Consider the following 22236-nt stretch of genomic DNA (forward strand, 5'->3'; position numbering starts at 1 on the left):
GCGGCGAGATTCCAATGGACAAACTGATTATTACTGGCGGCGCTCGTCTTGACGGCGAGATCCGTATTTCGGGTGCGAAGAACGCAGCCCTGCCGATTCTGGCGGCGACCCTGCTGGCCGATGGCCCGGTCACCGTAGGCAACCTGCCACACCTGCACGACATCACCACCATGATCGAGCTGTTCGGCCGCATGGGCATCGAGCCAGTGATCGACGAAAAGCTGGCGGTGGAAATCGACCCCCGCACCATCAAGACCCTGGTCGCGCCTTACGAACTGGTCAAGACCATGCGCGCCTCGATCCTGGTGCTGGGCCCGATGGTCGCCCGCTTCGGCGAGGCCGAGGTGGCGCTGCCCGGCGGTTGCGCGATCGGTTCGCGCCCGGTCGATCTGCACATCCGTGGCCTCGAGGCCATGGGTGCGAAGATCGAGGTCGAAGCTGGCTACATCAAGGCCAAGGCGCCTGAGGGCGGCCTGCGCGGTGCGCATTTCTTCTTCGACACCGTCAGCGTGACCGGTACCGAAAACATCATGATGGCCGCAGCGCTGGCCAAAGGCCGCAGTGTATTGCAGAACGCTGCGCGTGAGCCGGAGGTGGTCGACCTGGCCAACTTCATCAACGCCATGGGCGGCAAGGTGCAAGGTGCCGGTACCGACACCATCACCATCGATGGCGTCGAGCGCCTGGCGTCGGCCAGCTACCGCGTGATGCCGGACCGTATCGAGACCGGTACCTACCTGGTTGCCGCTGCCGTGACCGGTGGCCGCGTCAAGGTCAAGGATACCGACCCGACCATCCTTGAGGCCGTGCTGGAAAAGCTCAAGGAAGCCGGCGCCGAGATCACCACCGGTGAAGACTGGATCGAGCTGGACATGCAGGGCAAGCGGCCCAAAGCCGTGAACCTGCGTACTGCGCCGTACCCAGCGTTCCCCACCGACATGCAGGCGCAGTTCATCTCGCTGAACGCCATTGCCGAAGGCACCGGTGCCGTCATCGAAACCATCTTCGAAAACCGCTTCATGCACGTGTACGAAATGCACCGCATGGGGGCGCAGATCCAGGTCGAAGGCAACACCGCGATCGTCACCGGTGTGCCGGCCCTCAAAGGCGCCCCGGTCATGGCCACCGACCTGCGCGCGTCGGCCAGCCTGGTGCTCTCGGCGCTGGTGGCCGAAGGTGACACGCTGATCGACCGCATCTACCACATTGACCGTGGCTACGAGTGCATCGAAGAAAAACTGCAGATGCTCGGCGCGAAAATCCGCCGCGTACCGGGCTGATCGCCCTCTGTTGCAAGGACGCACCGTTCGAATTGAAAGCGGCCAGGTCCATGACCTGGCCAGCAGTAGCCGCTTAAGGACCGACGTTCCAATGTTGACCATCGCGCTTTCCAAAGGCCGTATTCTCGACGATACCTTGCCGTTGCTGGCCGAGGCCGGCATCGTGCCGACCGAGAACCCGGACAAGAGCCGCAAACTGATCATCCCTACCACGCAGGACGACGTACGCCTGCTGATCGTGCGTGCTACCGACGTGCCGACCTATGTCGAGCATGGTGCTGCCGACCTGGGTGTGGCCGGCAAGGACGTGCTGATGGAGTACGGCGGCCAGGGCCTGTACGAACCACTGGACCTGCAGATTGCCCGCTGCAAGCTGATGACCGCAGGCGTGGTCGGCGCCCATGAGCCCAAGGGCCGCCTGCGCGTGGCCACCAAGTTCGTCAACGTCGCCAAACGTTACTACGCCGAACAGGGCCGCCAGGTCGACATCATCAAGCTGTACGGCTCGATGGAGCTGGCACCGCTGATCAACCTCGCCGACAAGATCATCGACGTGGTAGACACCGGCAACACCCTGCGGGCCAATGGCCTGGAGCCCCAGGAAATGATTGCCACGATCAGCTCGCGCCTGGTGGTCAACAAGGCTTCCATGAAGATGCAGCACGCCCGCATCCAGAGCCTTATCGACACGCTGCGCGCGGCGGTCGAATCGCGACACCGCGGTTAATTCCCTACCGATTGCGCGCGGCCGTTGCTGCCGCGCCCATCTATCCGCGTCATAGCCACTTTTCTCAGGTGCCCGCGCGGATGGACTGGTAGCCTAGGGCGCCTGAGCATTCGCTAATCATCGAGGCCCTCGCCATGACCGTGTCCACTGCAATTGCCCGTCTCAACGCTGCTGATCCGGATTTCGCCCGTCATCTGGATCATCTGCTGAGCTGGGAAAGTGTGTCCGATGACGCGGTCAACCAGCGCGTGCTGGACATCATCAAGGCCGTGCGCGAGCGCGGCGACGCGGCGCTGGTGGAGTTCACCCAGCGTTTCGATGGCGTTCAGGCCACATCGATCGATGACCTGATCCTCGATCGCGAGCGCCTGGAGCTGGCGCTGACCCGCATCACCCCCGTACAGCGCCAGGCCCTGGAAAAGGCCGCCGACCGTGTGCGCATCTACCATGAGCGGCAGAAGCAGGATTCCTGGCAGTACACCGAAGCCGACGGTACCGTACTGGGGCAGAAGGTTACCCCGCTGGATCGGGCCGGCCTGTATGTGCCCGGCGGCAAGGCCTCGTACCCCTCGTCGGTGCTGATGAACGCCATCCCGGCCAAGGTGGCCGGCGTGGCCGAAGTGGTGATGGTGGTGCCGACCCCGCGCGGTGAGGTCAACGAGCTGGTGCTGGCCGCTGCCTGCATCGCCGGTGTCGACCGCGTGTTCACTGTCGGTGGCGCCCAGGCGGTCGCGGCACTGGCCTATGGCACCGAAAGCGTGCCACAGGTCGACAAGATCGTCGGCCCGGGCAACATCTACGTCGCCACTGCCAAGCGCCATGTATTTGGCCAGGTGGGCATTGACATGATCGCCGGGCCTTCGGAAATCCTGGTGGTGTGCGACGGCCAGACCGACCCGGACTGGATCGCCATGGACCTGTTCTCCCAGGCTGAACACGACGAAGACGCACAGGCCATTCTGGTCAGCCCGGATGCCGCCTTCCTGGACCGTGTCGCTGCCAGTATCGACAAGCTGCTGCCGACCATGGAGCGTGCGCAAATCATCCAGAAGTCGGTCAACGGCCGTGGTGCATTGATCCAGGTAAAAGACATGCAGCAGGCCATGGACGTGGCCAACCGCATTGCCCCCGAGCACCTGGAGCTGTCGGTGGCCGACCCGCAGGCCTGGCTGCCGCACATTCGCCACGCCGGGGCGATCTTCATGGGCCGCCACACCAGCGAAGCACTGGGTGATTACTGCGCCGGCCCCAACCACGTGTTGCCAACCTCCGGCACTGCACGCTTCTCGTCGCCGTTGGGTGTGTACGACTTCCAGAAGCGGTCGTCGATCATCTTCTGCTCCGAGCAAGGCGCGTCCGAACTGGGCCAGACTGCCTCCGTGCTGGCCCGTGGCGAATCGCTGACCGCGCACGCCCGAAGCGCTGAATACCGCATCCTGACCCAACAGAAGGGGAACTGAACATGAGCCGATTCTGGAGCCCCTTCGTCAAGGACCTGGTGCCTTACGTGCCGGGCGAGCAGCCCAAACTGGCGCGGCTGGTCAAGCTGAACACCAACGAGAACCCCTACGGCCCGTCGCCCAAGGCGCTGGAGGCCATGCGCGCGGAGCTGAACGACAACCTGCGCCTGTACCCCGATCCTAACGGTGACCGCCTGAAGCAGGCGGTGGCCGAGTATTACGGCGTTACCCCGGCGCAAGTGTTTGTCGGCAATGGTTCGGACGAGGTGCTGGCGCACATCTTCCACGGCCTGTTCCAGCACGATGCACCGTTGTTGTTCCCCGATATCAGCTACAGCTTCTACCCGGTGTACTGTGGTCTCTACGGCATCGCGTTCGAGCAGGTGGCCCTGGACGAGCAGTTCCAGATCCGTATCGAGGACTACAACAAGCCCAATGCCGGGATCATCTTTCCCAACCCCAACGCGCCTACGGGTTGCCTGATGCCACTGCAGGCGGTAGAGCAACTGCTGCAGGCCAACCGTGACTCGGTGGTGGTGGTGGATGAAGCGTACATCGACTTCGGCGGCGAAACCGCCATCAGCCTGGTCGACCGCTACGACAACCTGCTGGTGACCCAGACCTTGTCCAAATCGCGCTCGTTGGCAGGGCTGCGTGTCGGCTTGGCCGTGGGGCACCCGGACCTGATCGAGGCATTGGAGCGCATCAAGAACAGCTTCAACTCCTACCCGCTGGACCGTGCGGCCATTGTTGGCGCTGCCGCGGCTTTCGAGGACCGAGCGTACTTCGAGCAAACCTGCCGCAAGGTGATCGACAGCCGCGAGGCGTTGGTTGGCCAGCTACAGGCCAAGGGCTTCGAAGTGCTTCCGTCGGCGGCCAACTTCATTTTCGCGCGCCACCCGCAACAGGATGCCGCCGAGTTGGCAGCGCGCTTGCGCGAGCAGGGTGTCATCGTGCGCCACTTCAAGCAGGCACGTATCGCCCAGTTCCTGCGGATCACCATTGGCACGCCGGAGATGAACCAGGCGCTGCTGGATGCCTTGAACTGACCGGGCCCTTTTTAGCGCCTGTCACACCGAGCGCCGCCCGCGCGGCGCCCGGTGCCTACTCAAAAACAATTCTGTGAAGCGTTGCAGCCTGTTGATTCAGCGCTTATGGTTAGCCCTTATTCGTCCGATGACTGGATGTATCGATGTCATTATTGATCAAACGCTCACTCGTCGAGCAGGCCGTTGAGCAACTGCGTGAGCGCATCGCCCAGGGTGACTGGCAGATCGGCCAGCGCCTGCCGACCGAGCCGGAACTGGCCCTGCAACTGGGCATCAGCCGTAACACCGTGCGCGAAGCCATGCGCGTGCTGGCCTTCAGCGGCCTGGTCGAAGTACGCCAAGGCGACGGCAGCTACCTGCGTACCGCGCAGGACCCGTTGCTGGCGATGCAGGCCATGGCCCGCTGTACCGCCGAGCAGGCCCGTGAAACCCGCCACATTCTCGAGGCGGAGGCGATTGGCCTGGCCGCGCTGCGGCGCACCGATGCAGACCTGCAGGGGCTGCGCGAAGCGCTGGCCGGCAGCGCCGGGCATTTTCATGGTGATGTCGATCACTACATAAGGTGCGACCTGGTGTTTCACCAGCGGCTGGTCGATGCCGCCCACAACCCCGCCCTCAGCGAGCTTTACCGCTATTTCTCCGGCGTGGTCGCGGCGGCGCTGCAGCACAGCATGGCGACCGTGCCGCGCTGCCAGGCCACGTTCGATCTGCATGGGCAGATCCTCGACGCCATCGAACAGCGTGATGCGGACCGGGCCAAGCACCTGAGCCGCACCCTTATCGAATCCTGACCCCGAGAACACCATGGCTGAATCCCTACCCCGCAACACCCCACCGCACGCACGCGACCTCGATGAGCTGCTGATCGACGCCGAGGCCGACGACGAGCAAGTCCAGCAGCAGCCGGTGCAATTGCGTCGGCCGTGGCTGCTGTTGCTCGGCCTGGTGCTGGTGGCGCTGAACCTGCGCCCGGCGCTGTCGAGCATGGCGCCCGTGCTGGGCCAGGTGTCCGAAGGCCTGGGGCTGAACGCTTCGCAAGCCGGTTTGCTGACCACCTTGCCGGTGTTGTGCCTTGGGCTGTTTGCGCCGCTGGCACCGATGCTGGCAAGGCGCTTTGGCAGTGAGCGGGTGATCGTCGGCATTCTGCTCACCCTGGCGTTGGGCATTGTCGTGCGCAGCAGTTTGGGCGTGGCGGGGGTGTTTCTGGGCAGCCTGATGGCTGGCGCCAGCATCGGCATCATCGGGGTGTTGTTGCCCGGTATCGTCAAGCGCGACTTCCCCCAGCACGCAGGCACCCTGACCGGGGTGTACACCATGGCCTTGTGCCTGGGCGCGGCCATGGCGGCGGGTGCCACCGTGCCCTTGGCCAGCCATTTCGGTGGCAGCTGGGCGTTGGGCCTGGGCTTCTGGGTGCTCCCGGCGCTGCTGGCCATGCTGGTCTGGCTGCCACAAGCCCGCCAGGGGCACGGCCTGCACAAGGTGGCATACCGCGTACGTGGCCTCTGGCGTGACCCGTTGGCCTGGCAGGTGACCCTGTACATGGGGCTGCAGTCGTCGCTGGCCTACATCGTGTTTGGCTGGCTGCCGTCGATCCTGATCGGTCGTGGCCTGAGCCCGACCCAGGCCGGCCTGGTCCTTTCCGGGTCGGTCATCGTGCAGTTGCTGAGTTCGCTGAGCGCGCCGTGGCTGGCCACTCGCGGCAAGGACCAGCGGCTGGCAATCGTGGTGGTCATGCTGACCACTCTGGCGGGCCTGTTCGGTTGCCTGTATGCCCCGCTTTCCGGGCTGTGGGGCTGGGCCGTGGTGCTGGGCCTGGGGCAGGGCGGTACCTTTGCCCTGGCGCTGACTTTGATCGTGTTGCGCTCGAAGGATGCCCACGTGGCGGCCAACCTGTCGAGCATGGCCCAAGGCGTGGGTTATACCCTGGCGTCGATGGGGCCGTTCGCGGTGGGTTTGGTGCATGACCTGACGGGCGGCTGGGCGGCCGTGGGCTGGATCTTCGCTGTGCTTGGGGTCGGCGCCATCGTTTTCGGGTTGGGGGCCGGGCGGGCTTTGCATGTGCAGGTGACCAGCGAAAAAGTCTGAATCTGTGCTGGGCGGCACCGGCCCTGTCGCCGGCAAGCCAGCTCCCACAGGGATCGCATCAGGGCTGACAGGTGTTTGTCAGAAGATATGCAGCGCCTGTGAGATGCTGCGGCGGAAGCTGGCATAAGCAACCGGGTCAGATTATCGTGCTGCTTTCGACCCCAGGATGGACCAGTCCCCATGAGTGACGCCCACCGCGATTTGATTACGCGCTTCTACCAGGCCTTCCAGCGCCTGGACGCCGAGGCAATGATCGCCTGCTACAGCGACGATATCGTTTTCAGCGACCCGGTTTTCGGTACGCTGCGCGGCAAGGACGCGGGCGACATGTGGCGCATGCTGACCACGCGCGCCAAAGACTTCACTCTGACCTTCGACAGCGTACGCGCCGACGAGCGCAGCGGTGCCGCACACTGGGTGGCGACCTACCTGTTCAGCCAGACGGGGCGGGTGGTGGTCAATGATATCCAGGCACGCTTCATCATCCGCGATGGCTTGATCTGCCAGCACGACGATACGTTCGACCTGTGGCGCTGGTCGCGGCAGGCGTTGGGTATGCCAGGGGTATTGCTGGGGTGGTCGCCGCTGGTGCAGAACAAGGTTCGCGCACAGGCCTTCAAGGGGTTGCGCGCGTTCCAGCAGGCCCAGGGTGTGTGAAGCTGCCCCCGCAAGCGTTGGCAAGCCTTGGTATGTCTACCTGGTCAGGGCGGCCAACGGTTCGTTGTATTGCGGGGTCAGTGATGACCCGCAGCGGCGTTTTCTGGCCCATCAGAGCGGGCGGGGGGCACGGTACTTCAAGACCAGCCCGGCACAGGCGCTGGTGTATGTCGAGCAATGGCCGGACAAGGGCGAGGCGTTGCGCCAGGAGCGATTGGTGAAACGGCTGCGCAAGTCGGCGAAAGAGGCTTTGGTGGCGGCTTATCTGATGGGTTCGGCTTGAGGGTGCTGGGGCCGCTTTGCGGCCCATCGCGACGCAAGGCCGCTCCTACAAAAGGTCGCGATGCGTGCAGGAGCGGGTCGCGCGGCCCATGGGCCGTCAGTCCTTGCGTCGCTTCAGCTGGTCCACCAGGGTGGTCGGCAGCCCCTTGATGATCAGGGTGCCGGCGGCCTCGTCATACTCCACCTTGTCGCCCAGCAGGTGCGCCTCGAAGCTGATCGACAGCCCCTCGGCACGCCCGGTAAAGCGACGGAACTGGTTGAGGGTGCGTTTATCCGCCGGAATCTCCGGCGACAAGCCGTAGTCCTTGTTGCGGATATGGTCGTAGAACGCCTTGGGCCGGTCTTCGTCGATCAGGCTGGACAGCTCTTCCAGCGTCACCGGTTCACCCAGTTTGGTCTGGGTAGTGGCGTACTCGACCAGCGTCTGGGTCTTTTCCCGGGCGGATGCTTCCGGCAAGTCTTCGCTCTCGACGAAGTCGCTGAAAGCCTTGAGCAGGGTGCGGGTCTCACCCGGGCCGTCGACACCTTCCTGGCAGCCAATGAAATCGCGGAAATAGTCCGAGACTTTCTTGCCGTTCTTGCCCTTGATGAACGAGATGTACTGCTTGGAGTTCTGGTTGTTCTTCCACTCGGACAGGTTGATGCGCGCCGCCAGGTGCAACTGGCCAAGGTCAAGGTGACGGGATGGGGTGACGTCGAGTTCGGCATTCACCGCCACGCCTTCACTGTGGTGCAGCAGGGCGATGGCCAGGTATTCGGTCATGCCCTGTTGGTAATGGGCAAACAGCACGTGACCGCCGGTGGACAGGTTGGACTCCTCCATCAGCTTCTGCAGGTGTTCCACGGCCTGGCGGCTGAAGGCGGTAAAGTCCGTGTCGCCTTCCAGGTACTGCTTCAGCCAGCCGCTGAGCGGGTAGGCCCCCGACTCGCCGTGGAAAAAGCCCCAGGCCTTGCCTTGCTTGGCGTTGTAGCTGTCGTTCAGGTCTGCCAGCAGGTTTTCGATGGCGTCGGAAGCCGCCAGTTCGCTATCGCGGGCGTGCAGCACGGCGGGGCTGCCATCAGGCTTCTTGTCGATCAGGTGAACGATGCAATGACGGATAGGCATGAAATTCTCGGCGAGCTGCAAAAGTCGCCAAGTTTAACCCAGACACCCAGTGGTGCAGTGGCCGGATGTTGGCCGAAATGCCGGTTGTTCGTTTTTTGTTCATTTTTGTACGTTTTAAGCCAAAACCCCTGAAAAACCTGCATTTAATCGAAGTACGCTGCGGATATTTATCCACTCCTGTGGTAGCTTTGCGCGGTCTTGCGCCCCACGCGTGGCGCATTGCTGGCAGCGCGCTGCCGTCGTGTCGAACCAAACGCCGATTTGAGTATCTACATACCCAATTGGCGCGGCCCTCCACTACAAGGGGCTGGCCCGATAACGTCGTCGTTCGCTGCATAACCATCGAATTTGATAGGGAAGGAACACCACCATGGCATTGACCAAAGACCAACTGATTGCCGACATCGCCGAGTCGATCGCCGCGCCGAAAGCCACCGCCAAGAACGCACTGGAGCAACTGGGCCAGATCGTTGCTGACCAGCTAGAAAACGGCGCTGAAATCACCCTGCCAGGCATCGGCAAGCTGAAAGTCTCGGAGCGTCCTGCCCGCACTGGCCGCAACCCTTCGACTGGCGCTGCCATCGAAATCGCTGCCAAGAAAGTCGTCAAGTTCGTGCCAGCCAAAGTGCTGACCGACGCTATCAACAAGTAATTGTTGCTGCTTTGACGAAACCGCGCCCGGCTTGCCCGGGCGCGGTTTTTTCATGCCTGTGATCGGCCCTGGGCGTACCAGCCCTGGCGTGCCGCTTCGTCGTGGAAGCTCCAGGCAACCATGCGGCTCTGCTTCTGGCCCTGGCCCATTTCGACGACACGTACGGCCTTGGCACCGGCCTTCTTCAGTGCAGCCTCTATGCCCGGCACGTTGCTGGCCTTTGACACCAAGCTGGTGAACCACAACACGCTGCCGGCGTACTGCACGCTTTCGCTCACCAGTTGGGTGACAAAGCGGATTTCGCCACCCTCGCACCACAATTCATTATTCTGGCCACCAAAGTTCAACAGCGGCAGCTTGCGTTTGGGGTCCTGCTTGCCCAGGTTCTTCCACTTGCGTTGGCTACCGCGGGTGGCTTCGTCGCGGGAGGCGTGGAAGGGTGGGTTGCACAGGGTCAGGTCGAAACGCTCCTCTGGCTGCAACAGACCGCTGAGGATATGGCCCCGGTTCGCCTGCTGGCGCAGGGCAATGGCCTTGCCCAGGCCGTTGGCCTGGACGATGGCCTTGGCCGAGGCCAGGGCTACCGGGTCGATATCCGAGCCGAGAAAGCGCCAGCGGTAGTCGCTGTGGCCCAGCAGCGGGTAAATGCAGTTGGCACCCACGCCGATGTCCAGCGCGCGTACCTGGGCGCCCTTGGGAATTTCCCCCGCGTTGTCCGTGGCCAGCAGATCCGCGGCTACGTGGATGTAGTCGGCGCGGCCGGGAATGGGCGGGCACAGGTAGTCGGCGGGGATATCCCAGTGCTGGATGCCGTATTGGGCCTTGAGCAGGGCACGGTTGAATACCCTAACGGCTTCGGGGTTGGCGAAGTCGATGCTGGGTTTGCCGTGGGGGTTGGTAATGGTGAAGCGGGCCAGGTCAGGGTGGGCCTTGATCAGGCTGGGGAAGTCGTAGCGCCCCTGGTGCCGGTTGCGCGGGTGCAGGGTGGGTTTGTCGGTCATGGTGGGGTCCGGTGTTGCAGGCCTTGGGGCTGCTCTGCAGCCCTATCGCGACACAAGGCCGCCCCTAAAGGATAGCGGCGCCTGTGAAACCGGCACCGTCCTGTAGGGGCGGCCTTGTGTCGCGAAAGGGCCGCACAGCGGCCCCAGCGGTCTATCAGGTTGTCACAGCGCTGCAATGCGCGCGTGCTGCTCGGTGAAGTTGGCCAGGGCCTGTTCGGACTCGGCCAGCTTGGCGCGCTCCTTTTCGATGACCGCAGGCGGGGCCTTGTCGACGAAGGCAGCGTTGGACAGCTTGCCACCCACGCGTGCCACTTCGCCCTGCAGGCGCTGAATTTCCTTGTTCAGGCGCGCCAGCTCGGCATCCTTGTCGATCAGCCCGGCCATCGGTACCAGCACTTGCAGGTCACCCACCAGCGCAGTAGCCGACAGCGGTGCTTCTTCGGCATCGCTCAGCACGGTGAACGATTCGACCTTGGCCAGCTTCTTCAGCAAGGCTTCGTTGTATTGCAGGCGGCGCTGGTCGTCGGCGTTGGCGTTCTTCAGGAACAGTGGCAGCGGCTTGCCCGGGCCAATGTTCATTTCGGCGCGGATGTTGCGCAGGCCCACCATCAGCTCTTTCAGCCATTCGATATCACCTTCGGCGGCAGCATCGATGCGGCTTTCATTGGCCACCGGCCATGGCTGCAGCATGATGGTCTTGCCTTCGATACCGGCCAGCGGTGCGATGCGCTGCCAGATTTCCTCGGTGATGAAGGGCATGAACGGGTGTGCCAGGCGCAGCGCCACTTCCAGCACGCGCACCAGGGTGCGGCGGGTGCCGCGGGCGCGCTCGACCGGGGCATTTTCGTCCCACAGCACAGGCTTGGACAGCTCCAGGTACCAGTCGCAGTACTGGTTCCAGATGAACTCGTACAGCGCCTGGCTGGCCAGGTCGAAGCGGAACTGCTCCAGCTGGCGGGTCACTTCGGCTTCGGTGCGCTGCAGCTGCGAGATGATCCAGCGGTCAGCCAGGGACAGCTCATAGGCCTCGCCGTTCTGGCCACAATCCTCACCCTTGTCCAGCACGTAGCGGGCAGCGTTCCAGATCTTGTTGCAGAAGTTGCGATAGCCTTCGACGCGGCCCATGTCGAACTTGATGTCGCGGCCTGTGGAAGCCAGCGAGCAGAAGGTGAAGCGCAAGGCGTCGGTGCCGTAGCTGGCGATGCCTTCGGGGAATTCGGCCTTGGTCTGCTTGGCGATTTTCTCGGCCAGCTTGGGCTGCATCATGCCGCTGGTGCGTTTTTCCAGCAGGGCGTCGAGGGTGATGCCGTCGACGATGTCCAGCGGGTCCAGCACGTTGCCCTTGGACTTGGACATCTTCTGGCCCTGGCCATCACGCACCAGGCCGTGCACGTACACGGTCTTGAACGGAACCTGCGGGGTGCCATCCTCGTTCTTGATCAGGTGCATGGTCAGCATGATCATGCGCGCAACCCAGAAGAAGATGATGTCGAAGCCCGTCACCAGCACGTCGGTGGAGTGGAACTTCTTGAGGAATTCGGTCTGCTCCGGCCAGCCCAGGGTAGAGAAGGTCCACAGGCCCGAACTGAACCAGGTGTCGAGCACGTCGTCGTCCTGGCGCAACACCACATCGGCGCCCAGTTGGTGCTTGGCGCGCACTTCCTGCTCGTTGCGGCCAACGTAGACCTGGCCGGCCTCGTCGTACCACGCCGGAATGCGGTGGCCCCACCACAGCTGGCGGCTGATGCACCAGTCCTGGATGTCGCGCATCCACGAGAAGTACATGTTCTCGTACTGCTTGGGCACGAACTGGATGCGGCCGTCTTCCACGGCAGCAATGGCAGGCTCTGCCAGCGGCTTGGTGGACACGTACCACTGGTCGGTCAGCCAGGGCTCGATCACGGTACCGGAACGGTCGCCTTTCGGCACTTTCAGGGCGTGGTCGTCGATGCTGACCAGCAGGCCCTGGGCGTCCAGGTCGGCCACGATCTGTTTGCGCGCCACGAAGCGGTCGAGGTTGGCGTACTGCGCCGGCAACTGGGTGTCGACCTGCTCGTTGACGCTGCCGTCGAGGTTGAAGGCCTGGGCGTTGGCCAGCACGACGGCATTCTTGTCGAAGATGTTCAGCAGCGGCAGGTTGTGCCGCTTGCCGACTTCATAGTCGTTGAAGTCGTGGGCCGGGGTGATCTTCACGCAGCCGGTGCCGAACGCCGGGTCGCAGTAGTCGTCGGCGATGATCGGAATGCGGCGGCCCACCAGCGGCAGCTCGACGTACTTGCCGATCAGTGCCTGGTAGCGTTCGTCATTCGGGTTGACCGCCACGGCGGCGTCGCCCAGCAGGGTTTCCGGGCGGGTAGTGGCAACCACCAGGTAATCCTGGCCTTCGGCGGTCTTGGCGCCATCGGCCAGCGGGTAGCGCAGGTTCCACAGGTGGCCTTTTTCGTCGTGGTTTTCCACTTCGAGGTCGGAGATGGCCGTGTGCAGCTTGGTGTCCCAGTTGACCAGGCGCTTGCCGCGGTAGATCAGGCCATCTTCGTGCAGGCGCACGAAGGCTTCCTTGACCGCTTCGGATAGGCCGTCGTCCATGGTGAAGCGCTCGCGGCTCCAGTCGACCGACGAGCCCAGGCGGCGGATTTGCCGGCTGATATTGCCGCCGGACTGATCCTTCCATTCCCAGACCTTCTCCAGGAACTTCTCGCGGCCCAGATCATGCCGGTTCTGGCCCTTGGCCTCGAGTTGGCGCTCGACCAGCATCTGGGTGGCGATACCGGCGTGGTCGGTGCCTGGCTGCCACAGGGTGTCGCGGCCTTGCATGCGGCGGAAACGGATCAGGGCATCCATGATCGCGTTGTTGAAACCGTGGCCCATGTGCAGGCTGCCGGTGACGTTCGGCGGCGGGATCATGATGGTGTAGGACTCGCCTGCACCTTGTGGAGCGAAATAGTTCTCGGACTCCCAGGTGTTGTACCAGGAAGTTTCGATGGCGTGCGGCTGGTAGGTCTTATCCATGCGCGGCGGGACCCTGTGCATTTATTCGGGAAAGCCGGGAAGTATAACCAAGCTGGGGGCCGCAGGCGACAAGCTGCTGACAACTGTCGGAACTGTGTTGCCTGCTGCCACAAGCCCATCACAGGCGTTGAGGTCCCTGTAGGAGCGGGCATGCCCGCGAAGCAGGCAACACCGATGTGCGGTTTTACTCGGAACGCTTGATCAACCGCTCGATGCGCGCATCCAGCCGGCGCTTGATTTCGTTCTCGATATGCGGGGTAAAGTCGTTGATCACGTCCTGCATGATCATCTGCGCCGCGGCGCGCAGCTCACTCTCCAGGTGCAGCAGGGTGTCCTGGCGGCGCGTCTGTGGGTCTTCCTCGGGCGCAGCCGCTTCGGCAACCGGCGCGTCCGGCAACAACGGCAGTTGCTCGACCGTTTCGGTCAGCAGGGGGGGTTGCAGGTCGGCATCGCCGAGCAACTGGCGGATCGACTCAAGGTCGTCGAGCAGATGAGCAGAGTCGGGCAGGGGGGAGTGCTTGTCCATCGTCGTCAAAGTCGCTGTAAGCGGTGGTCTTGCAGAGCATAGCCCTGTTCACGGTAGAAACGGAATCGCTCTCGCGCCGATTGGCGAATGTCGGGCGCCTCGACGACGATTTCCGCCACCCGCTCGAACTGGCCGACAAAGCCCGGCACGCTGGCGCCCAGGTTGATCAGCAGGTCGTGGTGGTCACCGGCGTGTTCCGCCAGGCCCAGGGCCACGCCGGCATCGGCATGCACCTCGGCCAGGTCGTGGGGCACGAAAGCTTCGCCCTTGAAGCGCCACAGGCGCAGGTCCAGTTCGTCGCGTTGCTCGGCATCCTGGCAATGCAGGTAGACCCGGTGGCCAAGGCGCCAGGCCTTTTCACACAGCTTGCAGGCGAAATCGAGCCGCGCCGACAGCGAGTCGGTAGGCAGGATATAGAAGTCGACTTTGCTCATGGTCGGTATGGCCGGCCGGTGGCGCGCCAGGCACCACCGGCGTCATGGCCTCAGGCGCCAGCGCGGTCCAGCAGGTACTGGGTCAGCAGCGGCACCGGGCGACCCGTGGCGCCCTTGTCCTTGCCGCCGCTGACCCACGCCGTACCGGCGATGTCCATGTGCGCCCAGTTGTAGGCCTTGGCGAAACGCGACAGGAAGCAGCCTGCGGTGATGGTGCCGGCCTTCGGCCCGCCGATGTTGCCCATGTCGGCGAACGGGCTGTCCAGTTGTTCCTGGTACTCGTCGAACAGCGGCAGTTGCCAGGCGCGGTCGTCTGCGCGCTTGCCCGCGTCGAGCAATTGCCCGACCAGGTCGTCGTTGTTGCCCATCAGGCCGGAGGTGTGGCTGCCCAAGGCGACGATGCAGGCGCCTGTCAGGGTGGCAACGTCGATCACCGCCTGTGGCTTGAAACGCTCGGCGTAGGTCAGGGTGTCGCACAGCACCAGGCGGCCTTCGGCGTCGGTGTTGAGGATTTCCACGGTCTGGCCGCTCATGGTGGTGACGATGTCACCCGGGCGGGTGGCGCCGCCACTTGGCATGTTCTCGGCGCAGGCCAGCAGGCAGACCAGGTTGATGGGCAGTTGCAGCTCCAGCACTGCACGCAGGGTGCCCATGACGCTGGCGGCGCCGCACATGTCGTACTTCATTTCGTCCATGCCGGCACCGGGTTTCAGGCTGATGCCGCCGGTGTCGAAGGTGATGCCTTTACCTACCAGCACGAAGGGCTTGTCGGCCTTCTTGCCGCCCTGGTAGTTGAGCACGATCAGGCGTGGCGGCTGGTCGCTGCCCTGGCCCACGGCGTAGAAGGCGCCCATGCCCAGGTCCTTGATCTTCTTCTCGTCGAGCACTTCGACCTTCAGTGCCTTGTGCGCCTTGCCCAGGTCCTTGGCCTGCTCGGCAAGGAAGCTCGGGTGGCACAGGTTCGGTGGCAGATTGCCCAGGTCGCGGGTGAACGCCATGCCGGTGGCGATGGCGCTGGCGTGCTTCACCGCGCGCTCGACGTGGGCCTGGCCGGCCTTGTCTGCCAGCAGGGTGACTTTTTTCAGTGCGCGCGGCTCGACCTTCTGGCTCTTGAAGCGGTCGAACACGTATTCGCCGTCCTGCAGGGTTTCGGCCAGCAGGCGGTACTTGCCGTAATGGGCATCGCGGTTGCTGACGGCGATATCGTCCAAGGCCAGCACGGCATCGGCGCCGTTGAGCCCCTTGAGCACACCGGCGACGCTGGCGACCAGCTTGCGCCAGGCGCGGTCGCCCAGGGCTTCGTCCTTGCCACTGCCGACCAGCAGGACGCGTTCGGCCTTGAGGCCCGGGAGGTTGTGCAGCAGCAAGGTCTGGCCCGGTTTGCCGGCCAGGTCGCCGCGCTTGAGTACCGCGCTGATGGCACCCTCGGTGGCCTGGTCGACGGCCTTGGCCACCGCGCCAAGTTTGCGATTTTCACCGACTGCAATGACCAGGGTGGCGGTTTTTACCGATGCAGCAGCTACGCTTTTTACAACCAGTTCCATGTCAGGGTCCCCGAATGATCGATACAAATGGCGCTGTACATTGCAGCGCTCTGGACGGGCCTGGCCGCGTCGTCGCGCGCCAGCGGAAAAGCTGCCAGTTTGAGCCTGCCGCCCGCGTGCTGACAACCCCGTTATGCGCCTTCACGCGCCGCCAAGTGACAGGCGCAGCCAATCACAGGATAATGCGCGCACTTTACATGGAGGTTCGCCTTTGGCGAACCGGCATTGGTCTTGGATGTACTAAGTCATTGTTTGGCGCCATTGCATGGCAGTCCGCCCTGACAACCCAGGAGTGTCTGGTTTGATCGTCTTTCGTTATCTGTCCCGCGAGGTCCTGGTGACCTTGAGCGCCGTCAGCGCCGTGCTGCTGGTGATCATCATGAGTGGGCGCTTCATCAAGTACCTGGCCCAGGCCGCCCAGGGCGTGCTCGACCCGGGCGTATTGTTCCTGATCATGGGCTTCCGCCTGCCGGGTTTCCTGCAGCTGATCCTGCCCCTGGGGCTGTTCCTCGGCATTCTGCTGGCGTACGGGCGCCTGTACCTGGAAAGCGAAATGACCGTGCTCTCGGCCACTGGCATGAGCCAGCAGCGCCTGCTGGGCATGACCATGGCGCCGGCCGCACTGGTGGCCCTGCTGGTGGCCTGGCTGAGCCTGAGCCTGGCGCCACTGGGCGTGGCCCAGGTGCAGCAGATCATCGCCCAGCAGGACACCCTGACCGAGTTCGACACCTTGGTGCCAGGCCGTTTCCAGATGCTGCGTGACGGCTCGCGGGTCACCTACACCGAGCAACTGTCGGACGACCGCGTCAAGCTCGGTGGCGTATTCATCTCCGAGAAACGCTTCAATCAGGACAAGACCAAGGACCGTGCGCCGTCGGTGCTGGTGGCGGAAAAGGGCCACCAGGAGATCCAGGCCGATGGCAACCGTTACCTGGTGCTGGAAAACGGCTACCGCTACGACGGTAACCCCGGCCAGGCCGACTACCGGGCCATCAAGTACGACACCTATGGCGTGTTGCTGCCCAAGCCGGAAGTGGCCGAGGAAGTGACCGAGCGCGAGGCCATTCCGACCCTCGACCTGTTCGGCAAGACCGACCTGCGCGAACGCGCCGAACTGCAATGGCGGCTGTCGTTGCCGATCCTGGTCTTCGTGGTGACCCTGCTGGCGGTTCCGCTGTCGCGGGTCAACCCGCGCCAGGGCCGCTTCCTCAAGTTGCTGCCGGCAATTCTTCTGTACATGGCCTACCTGACAATGCTGATTTCCGTACGTGGCGCCCTGGAGAAGGGCAAGTTGCCGATTGCCCTGGGCATGTGGTGGGTCCACGGGCTGTTCCTGCTCATCGGCCTTGGCCTGATGTACTGGGAGCCATTGCGCCTCAAGCGTGCCGCCCGCCGTGCGGAGGTGGCCCATGGCTAAGCTCGACCGCTACATCGGCCAGAGCGTGCTGCTGGCCATCCTGGCAGTGCTTGGGATCATCCTCGGCCTGGCCTCGTTGTTCGCGTTCATCGATGAGATGGGCGACCTGAGCGACACCTACACGGTGATGCAAGCCGGTTACTACGTCTTGCTCACCGCGCCACGGCGGCTGTACGAAATGCTGCCCATGGCTGCGCTGATCGGCTGCCTGATTGGCCTGGGTAGCCTGGCCAGCAGCAGCGAACTGACCATCATGCGTGCGGCCGGTGTGTCCATCGGGCGTATCGTCTGGGCGGTGATGAAGCCCATGCTGGTGCTGATGCTGGTCGGCCTGCTGATTGGCGAATACGTGGCGCCGGTCACCGAGAACAAGGCCCAGGCTGACCGCTCGCTGGCCCAGGGTGGGGGCGAGGCGCAGAGCTCCAAGCGTGGCATGTGGCATCGCCAGGGCGAGGAGTTCGTGCACATCAACGCCGTACAGCCCAACGGCCTGTTGCTCGGCGTGACCCGCTACCGTTTCGACAGCGAGCGCAAGATCCAGACGTCGAGCTTTGCCCGGCGTGCCCAGTACACCGACGATCACTGGTTGCTCAGCGACGTCAGCACGACCTTCTTCCGCGGGGACCACACCGAGGTGGTGAAGGTCCCCACCGAGCGCTGGGACGTGTCGCTGACCCCGCAACTGCTGAACACCGTGATTCTGGCGCCGGAGTCGCTGTCGATCACCGGCCTGTGGGACTACATCCACTACCTGTCGGACCAGGGCCTGAACAACGCCCGTTACTGGCTGGCGTTCTGGACCAAGGTCCTGCAGCCGATGGTGACTGCGGCACTGGTGTTGATGGCCATTTCGTTCATCTTCGGCCCGCTGCGCTCGGTGACCTTGGGCCAGCGGGTGTTCACCGGCGTGCTGGTGGGCTTCGTATTCCGCATCGGCCAGGACCTGCTCGGGCCTTCGAGCCAGGTGTTCGGTTTCCCGCCCTTGCTGGCGGTGGTCATCCCGGCGGGCATCTGTGCCCTGGCCGGTGTGTGGTTGCTGCGCCGGGCGGGGTAATGGCTTGAGCTGGAGAAAAAGCTGACCTCAGGTTAATGCCTGTGAGTTAAGCGTTACTGGGGCTGCTTTGCAGCCCTTCGCGGGCACGCCCGCTCCTACACGCTTGGCGCTGCGCGATCTCCTGTGGGAGCGGGCGTGCCCGCGAAGGGTCGCAAAGCGGCCCCAAATTACTTAACTGACAGGCATTAACCCTAGGTCGGCTTTTTCATTGGGGCCGGGCCTTTCTATTTCTTCTGTTTCGGCACACGCACCAGCTGGCTTTCGGAATAGATGTCATGCCAGCCCCGCTTGCGTTTGTCGATCAGCACCCAGAAGAAACCCAGCCCCAGGCACAACCACGACGCGATCGACACCACAAAGCGCAGCAGTGCCTGCCACAGGCTGATCGCCGAACCATCTGCGTTCTGTACCCGCACGCCCCACACCTGCATGCCCAGCGTCTGCCCGCCGTGGGTCCAGAACTTGGCGAAAAAGCCGAACAAGGCGAACAGCAGCACCGTGGACAGCAACGGGTCGCCGTCCAGTGCGCCTGCCTCGGTCAGCTCGCGCATGCGGGCTTCGCCAATGATCGCCATCTGGATCATCTTGTAGGCCCCAGCGGTCACGATCAGCAGCGCGGTGCACAACAGGAAGTCGTAGAACATCGCCGCCAGGCGTCGGCCCAGGCCGACCGGCGGAAAATCACCCTGGGGTGTGAGCAAAGGCTTGGACATGCAAAACAGCTCCAGAAGACGAAGCCGCTATTCTACGGGCAAAAAAAAAGCCCCTGCACTTGGCAGGGGCTTTTGCAGTCGGGTTCGGCTTAGCCTGCAACCTGGACTTTGTCCGCTTGCATGCCTTTCTGGCCCTGCACGGCCTCGAAAGTGACCTTTTGGCCTTCTTTCAGGCTCTTGAAGCCGTTGCCTTCGATTGCGCGGAAGTGCACGAACAGATCCGGACCGCTTTCTGGGGTGATGAAACCGTAACCTTTTTCGTCATTGAACCACTTGACGGTACCGTTCTGACGTTCAGCCATTGTCTTATTTCCTATGGAGCTCGAATTTTGATGACAGTTACTTTCGCACTTTGTGTAAGCGAAAGATTACTGGGCTGGGTTGCAGGAAAGTAAGAGACGTCGAACGGGTTGTAGCAACGCTTGGCTACTGGCCCAGGTCACGAACTATTGCGACCCATGCAAACACAGTGGAATGACTCTACGCCAACTCCCGAGCGAAAAACAAGCCCTCGGCCACGCGGAAAAACGGCCTTTTTTCACGCACCGATCACCGTCGTGCAAACGGCATGGTGGCTGGCCTGGCGCCATGTTCAAAAGTTACCGGGCAGGGTTCGGAAACGAATATGCCACGCCTGCCCGCAACCTTTACAAAGCCGATTCACCCTCGGTAGTAACGTTGCGCCACGAAAGGCATTTTGCTGACTTTCAAGGCCACCTTCTTGCCACGGACCACGGCAAATAGCGCGGTGTCGATTGCCGCATGTTCACTATCGATATAACCCATTGCAACGGGCGCCCCAAGTGTCGGGCCAAAACCGCCGCTGCACACTTTGCCGACCAGTTTATCGTTGGCATCGACAATGTCCGCGCCTTCGCGTACGGGCGTGCGCTCTTGCGGCAACAGGCCGACACGTTTGCGTGCCACACCGTCGCGCTGCTGGGTAAAGATGGCCTCGGCGCCCGGGAACCCACCCGCACGCTGGCCGTCGGCGCGGCGCACCTTGGAAACCGCCCACAGCAAGCTGGCCTCGACCGGGGTGGTTTCGCCGTTCATGTCGTGGCCATACAGGCACAGGCCGGCTTCCAGGCGCAGCGAATCACGGGCACCCAGCCCGATCGGCTGTACTTCCGGTTCGGCCAGCAGGCGGCGGGCCAAGGCTTCGGCGGCGCCGGCCGGCACCGAGATCTCGTAGCCATCTTCGCCGGTGTAGCCCGAGCGGCTGACGAAGCAGTCTTCGCCCAGCAGTTTTACCCCCCGCAACTGCATGAAGGTCATGTTGGCCACTTCCGGAGCCAGGCGCGCGAGTACACGCGCTGCCGCCGGGCCCTGCAGGGCCAGCAGCGCACGCGCCTCGAACAGCGGCTGCACGTCGCAGGCGTTGCCGATCTGCGCTTGCAGGTGAGCCAGGTCCTGCGCCTTGCAGGCCGCGTTGACCACCAGGAACAGCTTGTCGTCGCCCAGGTTGGCGACCATCAGATCGTCAAGAATGCCGCCTTGCGCATCGGTGAACATGGCATAGCGCTGCATGCCCACTGGCAGGTCGATGATGTCTACCGGCACCAGGCATTCAAGGGCTTTGGCAGCGTTGGCACCGTGCAGGATGATCTGGCCCATGTGCGACACATCGAACAGGCCGGCCTGTTCACGGGTATGCAGGTGCTCCTTGAGGACGCCCAGCGGGTACTGCACCGGCATGTCATAGCCCGCGAACGGCACCATGCGCGCCCCCAGCTCCAGGTGCAAGGCATGCAGTGGGGTCTTGAGCAGTGTTTCGGACATCGGTGACTCCTTGCTTTCGTTAGTGGGTCAACACTCGATGATGTTGACGGCCAGGCCGCCACGGGCGGTCTCTTTGTATTTGCTTTTCATGTCGGCGCCGGTCTGGCGCATGGTACGGATGACCTTGTCGAGCGATACGTGGTGCTGCCCGTCGCCGCGCAAGGCCATGCGCACCGCATTGATCGCCTTTACCGAGCCCATGGCGTTGCGCTCGATGCAGGGCACCTGGACCAGCCCGCCAATGGGGTCGCAGGTCAGCCCCAGGTTATGTTCCATGCCGATTTCGGCGGCGTTCTCCACTTGCTGCACACTGCCGCCCATCACCTCGCACAGCGCCCCGGCAGCCATCGAGCAGGCCACCCCGACTTCGCCCTGGCAGCCCACCTCGGCACCGGAGATGGAGGCGTTTTCCTTGTACAGGATGCCGATGGCCGCAGCCGTGAGCAGAAAACGCACCACCCCGTCTTCGCTGGCACCGGGCACGAAGCGCATGTAGTAGTGCAGCACCGCGGGGACGATACCGGCGGCGCCATTGGTGGGCGCGGTGACCACCCGCCCGCCATAGGCGTTTTCCTCGTTCACAGCCAGCGCATACAGGTTCACCCAGTCCAGTACCGACAGGGCATCGCGCAGGCTGGCCTCCGGGTGCCGGCTGAGCTGGCGGTACAGTGCCGGTGCCCGGCGCCTGACCTTGAGCCCACCCGGTAGAATGCCCTCATGCTGGCAGCCGGCTTCGACGCAGTCCTGCATCACTTGCCAGATGCGCAGCAGCCCGGCGCGGGTTTCTGCCTCTGGGCGCCAGGCCTGCTCGTTGGCCAGCATTACCTGGCTGACCGCCAGGTTGTGCGTGGTGCAGTGGCCGAGCAGCTGTTTGGCGGTGGTGAACGGGTAGGCCAGGGCGGTGCTGTCCTCGACAATACGGTCGTGGCCGGCGGCGGCTTCGTCAACCACGAAGCCGCCGCCCACCGAGTAGTACTCGCGGCTGCGGATCTGCAGGCCGGCGTTGTCGAATGCGCGGAAGATCATGCCGTTGGGGTGGTAGTCCAGTGGCTTGCGGATCATTGCCAGGTGCTGCTTTTCATTGAAGGCAATGGTGTGCTCGCCCAGCAGCTTGAGCTTGCCACTGCTGCGGATGGCCTGCAGGCGGGCGGGGATGCTGTCGGTATCGAGGGTGTCCGGCTGTTCGCCTTCAAGGCCGAGCAACACGGCCTTGTCACTGCCGTGGCCTTTGCCGGTGGCACCCAGTGAGCCATACAGCTCGGCCTTGACGCTGGCCGTTTTGGCCAGCAGGCCATCACGGCGCAGCCCTTCGGCAAACCGCGCAGCGGCGCGCATCGGGCCGACGGTGTGGGAACTGGAGGGGCCGATGCCGATCTTGAACAGGTCGAAGACGCTCAAAGCCATTGCTCGTTCCCTCCAGAAAGAAAAGGCGAGTGCTGCGCACTCGATCGCCGGCAAG

Annotated in this window: 21 protein-coding genes; 11 read left to right on the forward strand and 10 right to left on the reverse strand. The window is 63.5% G+C overall.

Annotated features, from left to right (window positions below):
* Nucleotides 1–14: 14 nt before the first annotated feature.
* From murA to K4A76_RS04740, 8 genes are all read left to right on the forward strand, one after another.
* Entirely contained in the window at nt 15–1280 is a 1266-nt protein-coding gene (gene murA, locus K4A76_RS04705; RefSeq protein ID WP_009683027.1) for a UDP-N-acetylglucosamine 1-carboxyvinyltransferase, read from the forward strand.
* A 91-nt stretch (nt 1281–1371) separates the two neighbouring features.
* Nucleotides 1372–2007 carry an ATP phosphoribosyltransferase gene (gene hisG, locus K4A76_RS04710; protein ID WP_274411649.1) on the forward strand — a complete coding sequence of 212 codons (636 nt, stop codon included), beginning with the start codon at nt 1372–1374 and terminating at the stop codon, nt 2005–2007.
* A 134-nt stretch (nt 2008–2141) separates the two neighbouring features.
* A complete protein-coding gene (gene hisD, locus K4A76_RS04715) occupies nt 2142–3467 on the forward strand; it encodes a histidinol dehydrogenase (RefSeq protein ID WP_110679327.1) in 1326 nt (441 codons plus the stop codon).
* Nucleotides 3468–3469: 2 nt separating this feature from the next.
* Complete coding sequence (gene hisC / locus K4A76_RS04720; protein WP_274411650.1) at nt 3470–4516, forward strand: histidinol-phosphate transaminase; 1047 nt, start codon at nt 3470–3472, stop codon at nt 4514–4516.
* A gap of 143 nt (nt 4517–4659) precedes the next feature.
* Nucleotides 4660–5307: a FadR/GntR family transcriptional regulator gene (locus K4A76_RS04725; RefSeq protein WP_054890008.1), complete on the forward strand. Its 648-nt coding sequence runs from the start codon at nt 4660–4662 to the stop codon at nt 5305–5307.
* A gap of 13 nt (nt 5308–5320) precedes the next feature.
* Nucleotides 5321–6601: a CynX/NimT family MFS transporter gene (locus tag K4A76_RS04730; RefSeq protein WP_054911610.1), complete on the forward strand. Its 1281-nt coding sequence runs from the start codon at nt 5321–5323 to the stop codon at nt 6599–6601.
* 180 nt (nt 6602–6781) lie between these two features.
* Entirely contained in the window at nt 6782–7258 is a 477-nt protein-coding gene (locus K4A76_RS04735) for a nuclear transport factor 2 family protein (RefSeq protein ID WP_054890528.1), read from the forward strand.
* Complete coding sequence (locus tag K4A76_RS04740; RefSeq protein ID WP_274411651.1) at nt 7251–7541, forward strand: GIY-YIG nuclease family protein; 291 nt, start codon at nt 7251–7253, stop codon at nt 7539–7541. The genes K4A76_RS04735 and K4A76_RS04740 overlap by 8 nt, the downstream gene beginning before the upstream one ends.
* Before the next feature lie 96 nt (nt 7542–7637).
* Here the strand turns inward: K4A76_RS04740 and yejK are convergent, their stop codons facing one another.
* Nucleotides 7638–8645, reverse strand: coding sequence for a nucleoid-associated protein YejK (gene yejK / locus K4A76_RS04745; protein WP_009687046.1), 1008 nt, complete (start codon nt 8643–8645; stop codon nt 7638–7640).
* Nucleotides 8646–9015: 370 nt separating this feature from the next.
* On the opposite strand from yejK, the gene K4A76_RS04750 reads away from it, so the two are divergent.
* Complete coding sequence (locus tag K4A76_RS04750; protein WP_003255106.1) at nt 9016–9297, forward strand: HU family DNA-binding protein; 282 nt, start codon at nt 9016–9018, stop codon at nt 9295–9297.
* A 50-nt stretch (nt 9298–9347) separates the two neighbouring features.
* On the opposite strand, the gene rlmF is transcribed toward K4A76_RS04750, so the two are convergent.
* The 5 genes from rlmF to K4A76_RS04775 form a co-directional block, all read right to left on the reverse strand.
* Nucleotides 9348–10298 carry a 23S rRNA (adenine(1618)-N(6))-methyltransferase RlmF gene (gene rlmF / locus K4A76_RS04755; protein ID WP_274411652.1) on the reverse strand — a complete coding sequence of 317 codons (951 nt, stop codon included), beginning with the start codon at nt 10296–10298 and terminating at the stop codon, nt 9348–9350.
* 162 nt (nt 10299–10460) lie between these two features.
* Nucleotides 10461–13307 carry a valine--tRNA ligase gene (locus tag K4A76_RS04760; protein WP_274411653.1) on the reverse strand — a complete coding sequence of 949 codons (2847 nt, stop codon included), beginning with the start codon at nt 13305–13307 and terminating at the stop codon, nt 10461–10463.
* 184 nt (nt 13308–13491) lie between these two features.
* The gene (locus tag K4A76_RS04765) at nt 13492–13833 is read right to left on the reverse strand and encodes a DNA polymerase III subunit chi (protein ID WP_274411654.1); all 342 of its coding nucleotides are present in this window, start codon (nt 13831–13833) and stop codon (nt 13492–13494) included.
* Between the two features lie 5 nt (nt 13834–13838).
* Complete coding sequence (locus K4A76_RS04770; protein WP_009687042.1) at nt 13839–14267, reverse strand: DNA polymerase III subunit chi; 429 nt, start codon at nt 14265–14267, stop codon at nt 13839–13841.
* A gap of 50 nt (nt 14268–14317) precedes the next feature.
* Nucleotides 14318–15811, reverse strand: coding sequence for a leucyl aminopeptidase (locus K4A76_RS04775; RefSeq protein ID WP_274411655.1), 1494 nt, complete (start codon nt 15809–15811; stop codon nt 14318–14320).
* 301 nt (nt 15812–16112) lie between these two features.
* Here K4A76_RS04775 and lptF point away from each other — a divergent pair, with 301 nt between their 5' ends.
* Together lptF and lptG are read left to right on the forward strand one after the other, a co-directional pair.
* Nucleotides 16113–17228, forward strand: a complete 1116-nt coding sequence (gene lptF / locus K4A76_RS04780; protein ID WP_029886778.1) for an LPS export ABC transporter permease LptF — start codon at nt 16113–16115, stop codon at nt 17226–17228.
* Nucleotides 17221–18282 (forward strand): LPS export ABC transporter permease LptG, encoded by a 1062-nt coding sequence (lptG, locus tag K4A76_RS04785; RefSeq protein WP_274411656.1) that lies wholly within the window; start codon nt 17221–17223, stop codon nt 18280–18282. Before lptF ends, lptG begins: the two co-directional genes overlap by 8 nt.
* A 224-nt stretch (nt 18283–18506) precedes the next feature.
* Here lptG and K4A76_RS04790 read toward each other — a convergent pair whose 3' ends face one another.
* From K4A76_RS04790 to K4A76_RS04805, 4 genes are all read right to left on the reverse strand, one after another.
* Nucleotides 18507–18995, reverse strand: a complete 489-nt coding sequence (locus K4A76_RS04790) for an RDD family protein (protein ID WP_009687037.1) — start codon at nt 18993–18995, stop codon at nt 18507–18509.
* A gap of 89 nt (nt 18996–19084) precedes the next feature.
* A complete protein-coding gene (locus tag K4A76_RS04795) occupies nt 19085–19297 on the reverse strand; it encodes a cold-shock protein (RefSeq protein WP_003257941.1) in 213 nt (70 codons plus the stop codon).
* Between the two features lie 358 nt (nt 19298–19655).
* Nucleotides 19656–20777 (reverse strand): glycine cleavage system aminomethyltransferase GcvT, encoded by a 1122-nt coding sequence (gene gcvT, locus K4A76_RS04800; protein WP_274411657.1) that lies wholly within the window; start codon nt 20775–20777, stop codon nt 19656–19658.
* 27 nt (nt 20778–20804) lie between these two features.
* Complete coding sequence (locus K4A76_RS04805) at nt 20805–22181, reverse strand: L-serine ammonia-lyase (protein WP_054911603.1); 1377 nt, start codon at nt 22179–22181, stop codon at nt 20805–20807.
* Between the last annotated feature and the right edge of the window lie 55 nt (nt 22182–22236).

Source organism: Pseudomonas sp. NEEL19, assembly GCF_028751975.1.
Taxonomy (GTDB): domain Bacteria; phylum Pseudomonadota; class Gammaproteobacteria; order Pseudomonadales; family Pseudomonadaceae; genus Aquipseudomonas; species Aquipseudomonas juntendi.

Bases quoted from the DNA above. Each gene is read 5' to 3' on its own strand.
- hisG (WP_274411649.1), top strand. From the start codon at position 1,372: ATGTTGACCATCGCGCTTTCCAAAGGCCGTATTCTCGACGATACCTTG.
- lptG (WP_274411656.1), top strand. From the start codon at position 17,221: ATGGCTAAGCTCGACCGCTACATCGGCCAGAGCGTGCTGCTGGCCATC.
- rlmF (WP_274411652.1), bottom strand. From the start codon at position 10,298: ATGACCGACAAACCCACCCTGCACCCGCGCAACCGGCACCAGGGGCGC.
- K4A76_RS04735 (WP_054890528.1), top strand. From the start codon at position 6,782: ATGAGTGACGCCCACCGCGATTTGATTACGCGCTTCTACCAGGCCTTC.
- gcvT (WP_274411657.1), bottom strand. From the start codon at position 20,777: ATGTCCGAAACACTGCTCAAGACCCCACTGCATGCCTTGCACCTGGAG.
- hisD (WP_110679327.1), top strand. From the start codon at position 2,142: ATGACCGTGTCCACTGCAATTGCCCGTCTCAACGCTGCTGATCCGGAT.
- K4A76_RS04725 (WP_054890008.1), top strand. From the start codon at position 4,660: ATGTCATTATTGATCAAACGCTCACTCGTCGAGCAGGCCGTTGAGCAA.
- K4A76_RS04775 (WP_274411655.1), bottom strand. From the start codon at position 15,811: ATGGAACTGGTTGTAAAAAGCGTAGCTGCTGCATCGGTAAAAACCGCC.
- K4A76_RS04805 (WP_054911603.1), bottom strand. From the start codon at position 22,181: ATGGCTTTGAGCGTCTTCGACCTGTTCAAGATCGGCATCGGCCCCTCC.
- hisC (WP_274411650.1), top strand. From the start codon at position 3,470: ATGAGCCGATTCTGGAGCCCCTTCGTCAAGGACCTGGTGCCTTACGTG.
- K4A76_RS04770 (WP_009687042.1), bottom strand. From the start codon at position 14,267: ATGAGCAAAGTCGACTTCTATATCCTGCCTACCGACTCGCTGTCGGCG.
- K4A76_RS04760 (WP_274411653.1), bottom strand. From the start codon at position 13,307: ATGGATAAGACCTACCAGCCGCACGCCATCGAAACTTCCTGGTACAAC.
- murA (WP_009683027.1), top strand. From the start codon at position 15: ATGGACAAACTGATTATTACTGGCGGCGCTCGTCTTGACGGCGAGATC.
- K4A76_RS04795 (WP_003257941.1), bottom strand. From the start codon at position 19,297: ATGGCTGAACGTCAGAACGGTACCGTCAAGTGGTTCAATGACGAAAAA.
- K4A76_RS04790 (WP_009687037.1), bottom strand. From the start codon at position 18,995: ATGTCCAAGCCTTTGCTCACACCCCAGGGTGATTTTCCGCCGGTCGGC.
- yejK (WP_009687046.1), bottom strand. From the start codon at position 8,645: ATGCCTATCCGTCATTGCATCGTTCACCTGATCGACAAGAAGCCTGAT.
- K4A76_RS04750 (WP_003255106.1), top strand. From the start codon at position 9,016: ATGGCATTGACCAAAGACCAACTGATTGCCGACATCGCCGAGTCGATC.
- K4A76_RS04765 (WP_274411654.1), bottom strand. From the start codon at position 13,833: ATGGACAAGCACTCCCCCCTGCCCGACTCTGCTCATCTGCTCGACGAC.
- K4A76_RS04730 (WP_054911610.1), top strand. From the start codon at position 5,321: ATGGCTGAATCCCTACCCCGCAACACCCCACCGCACGCACGCGACCTC.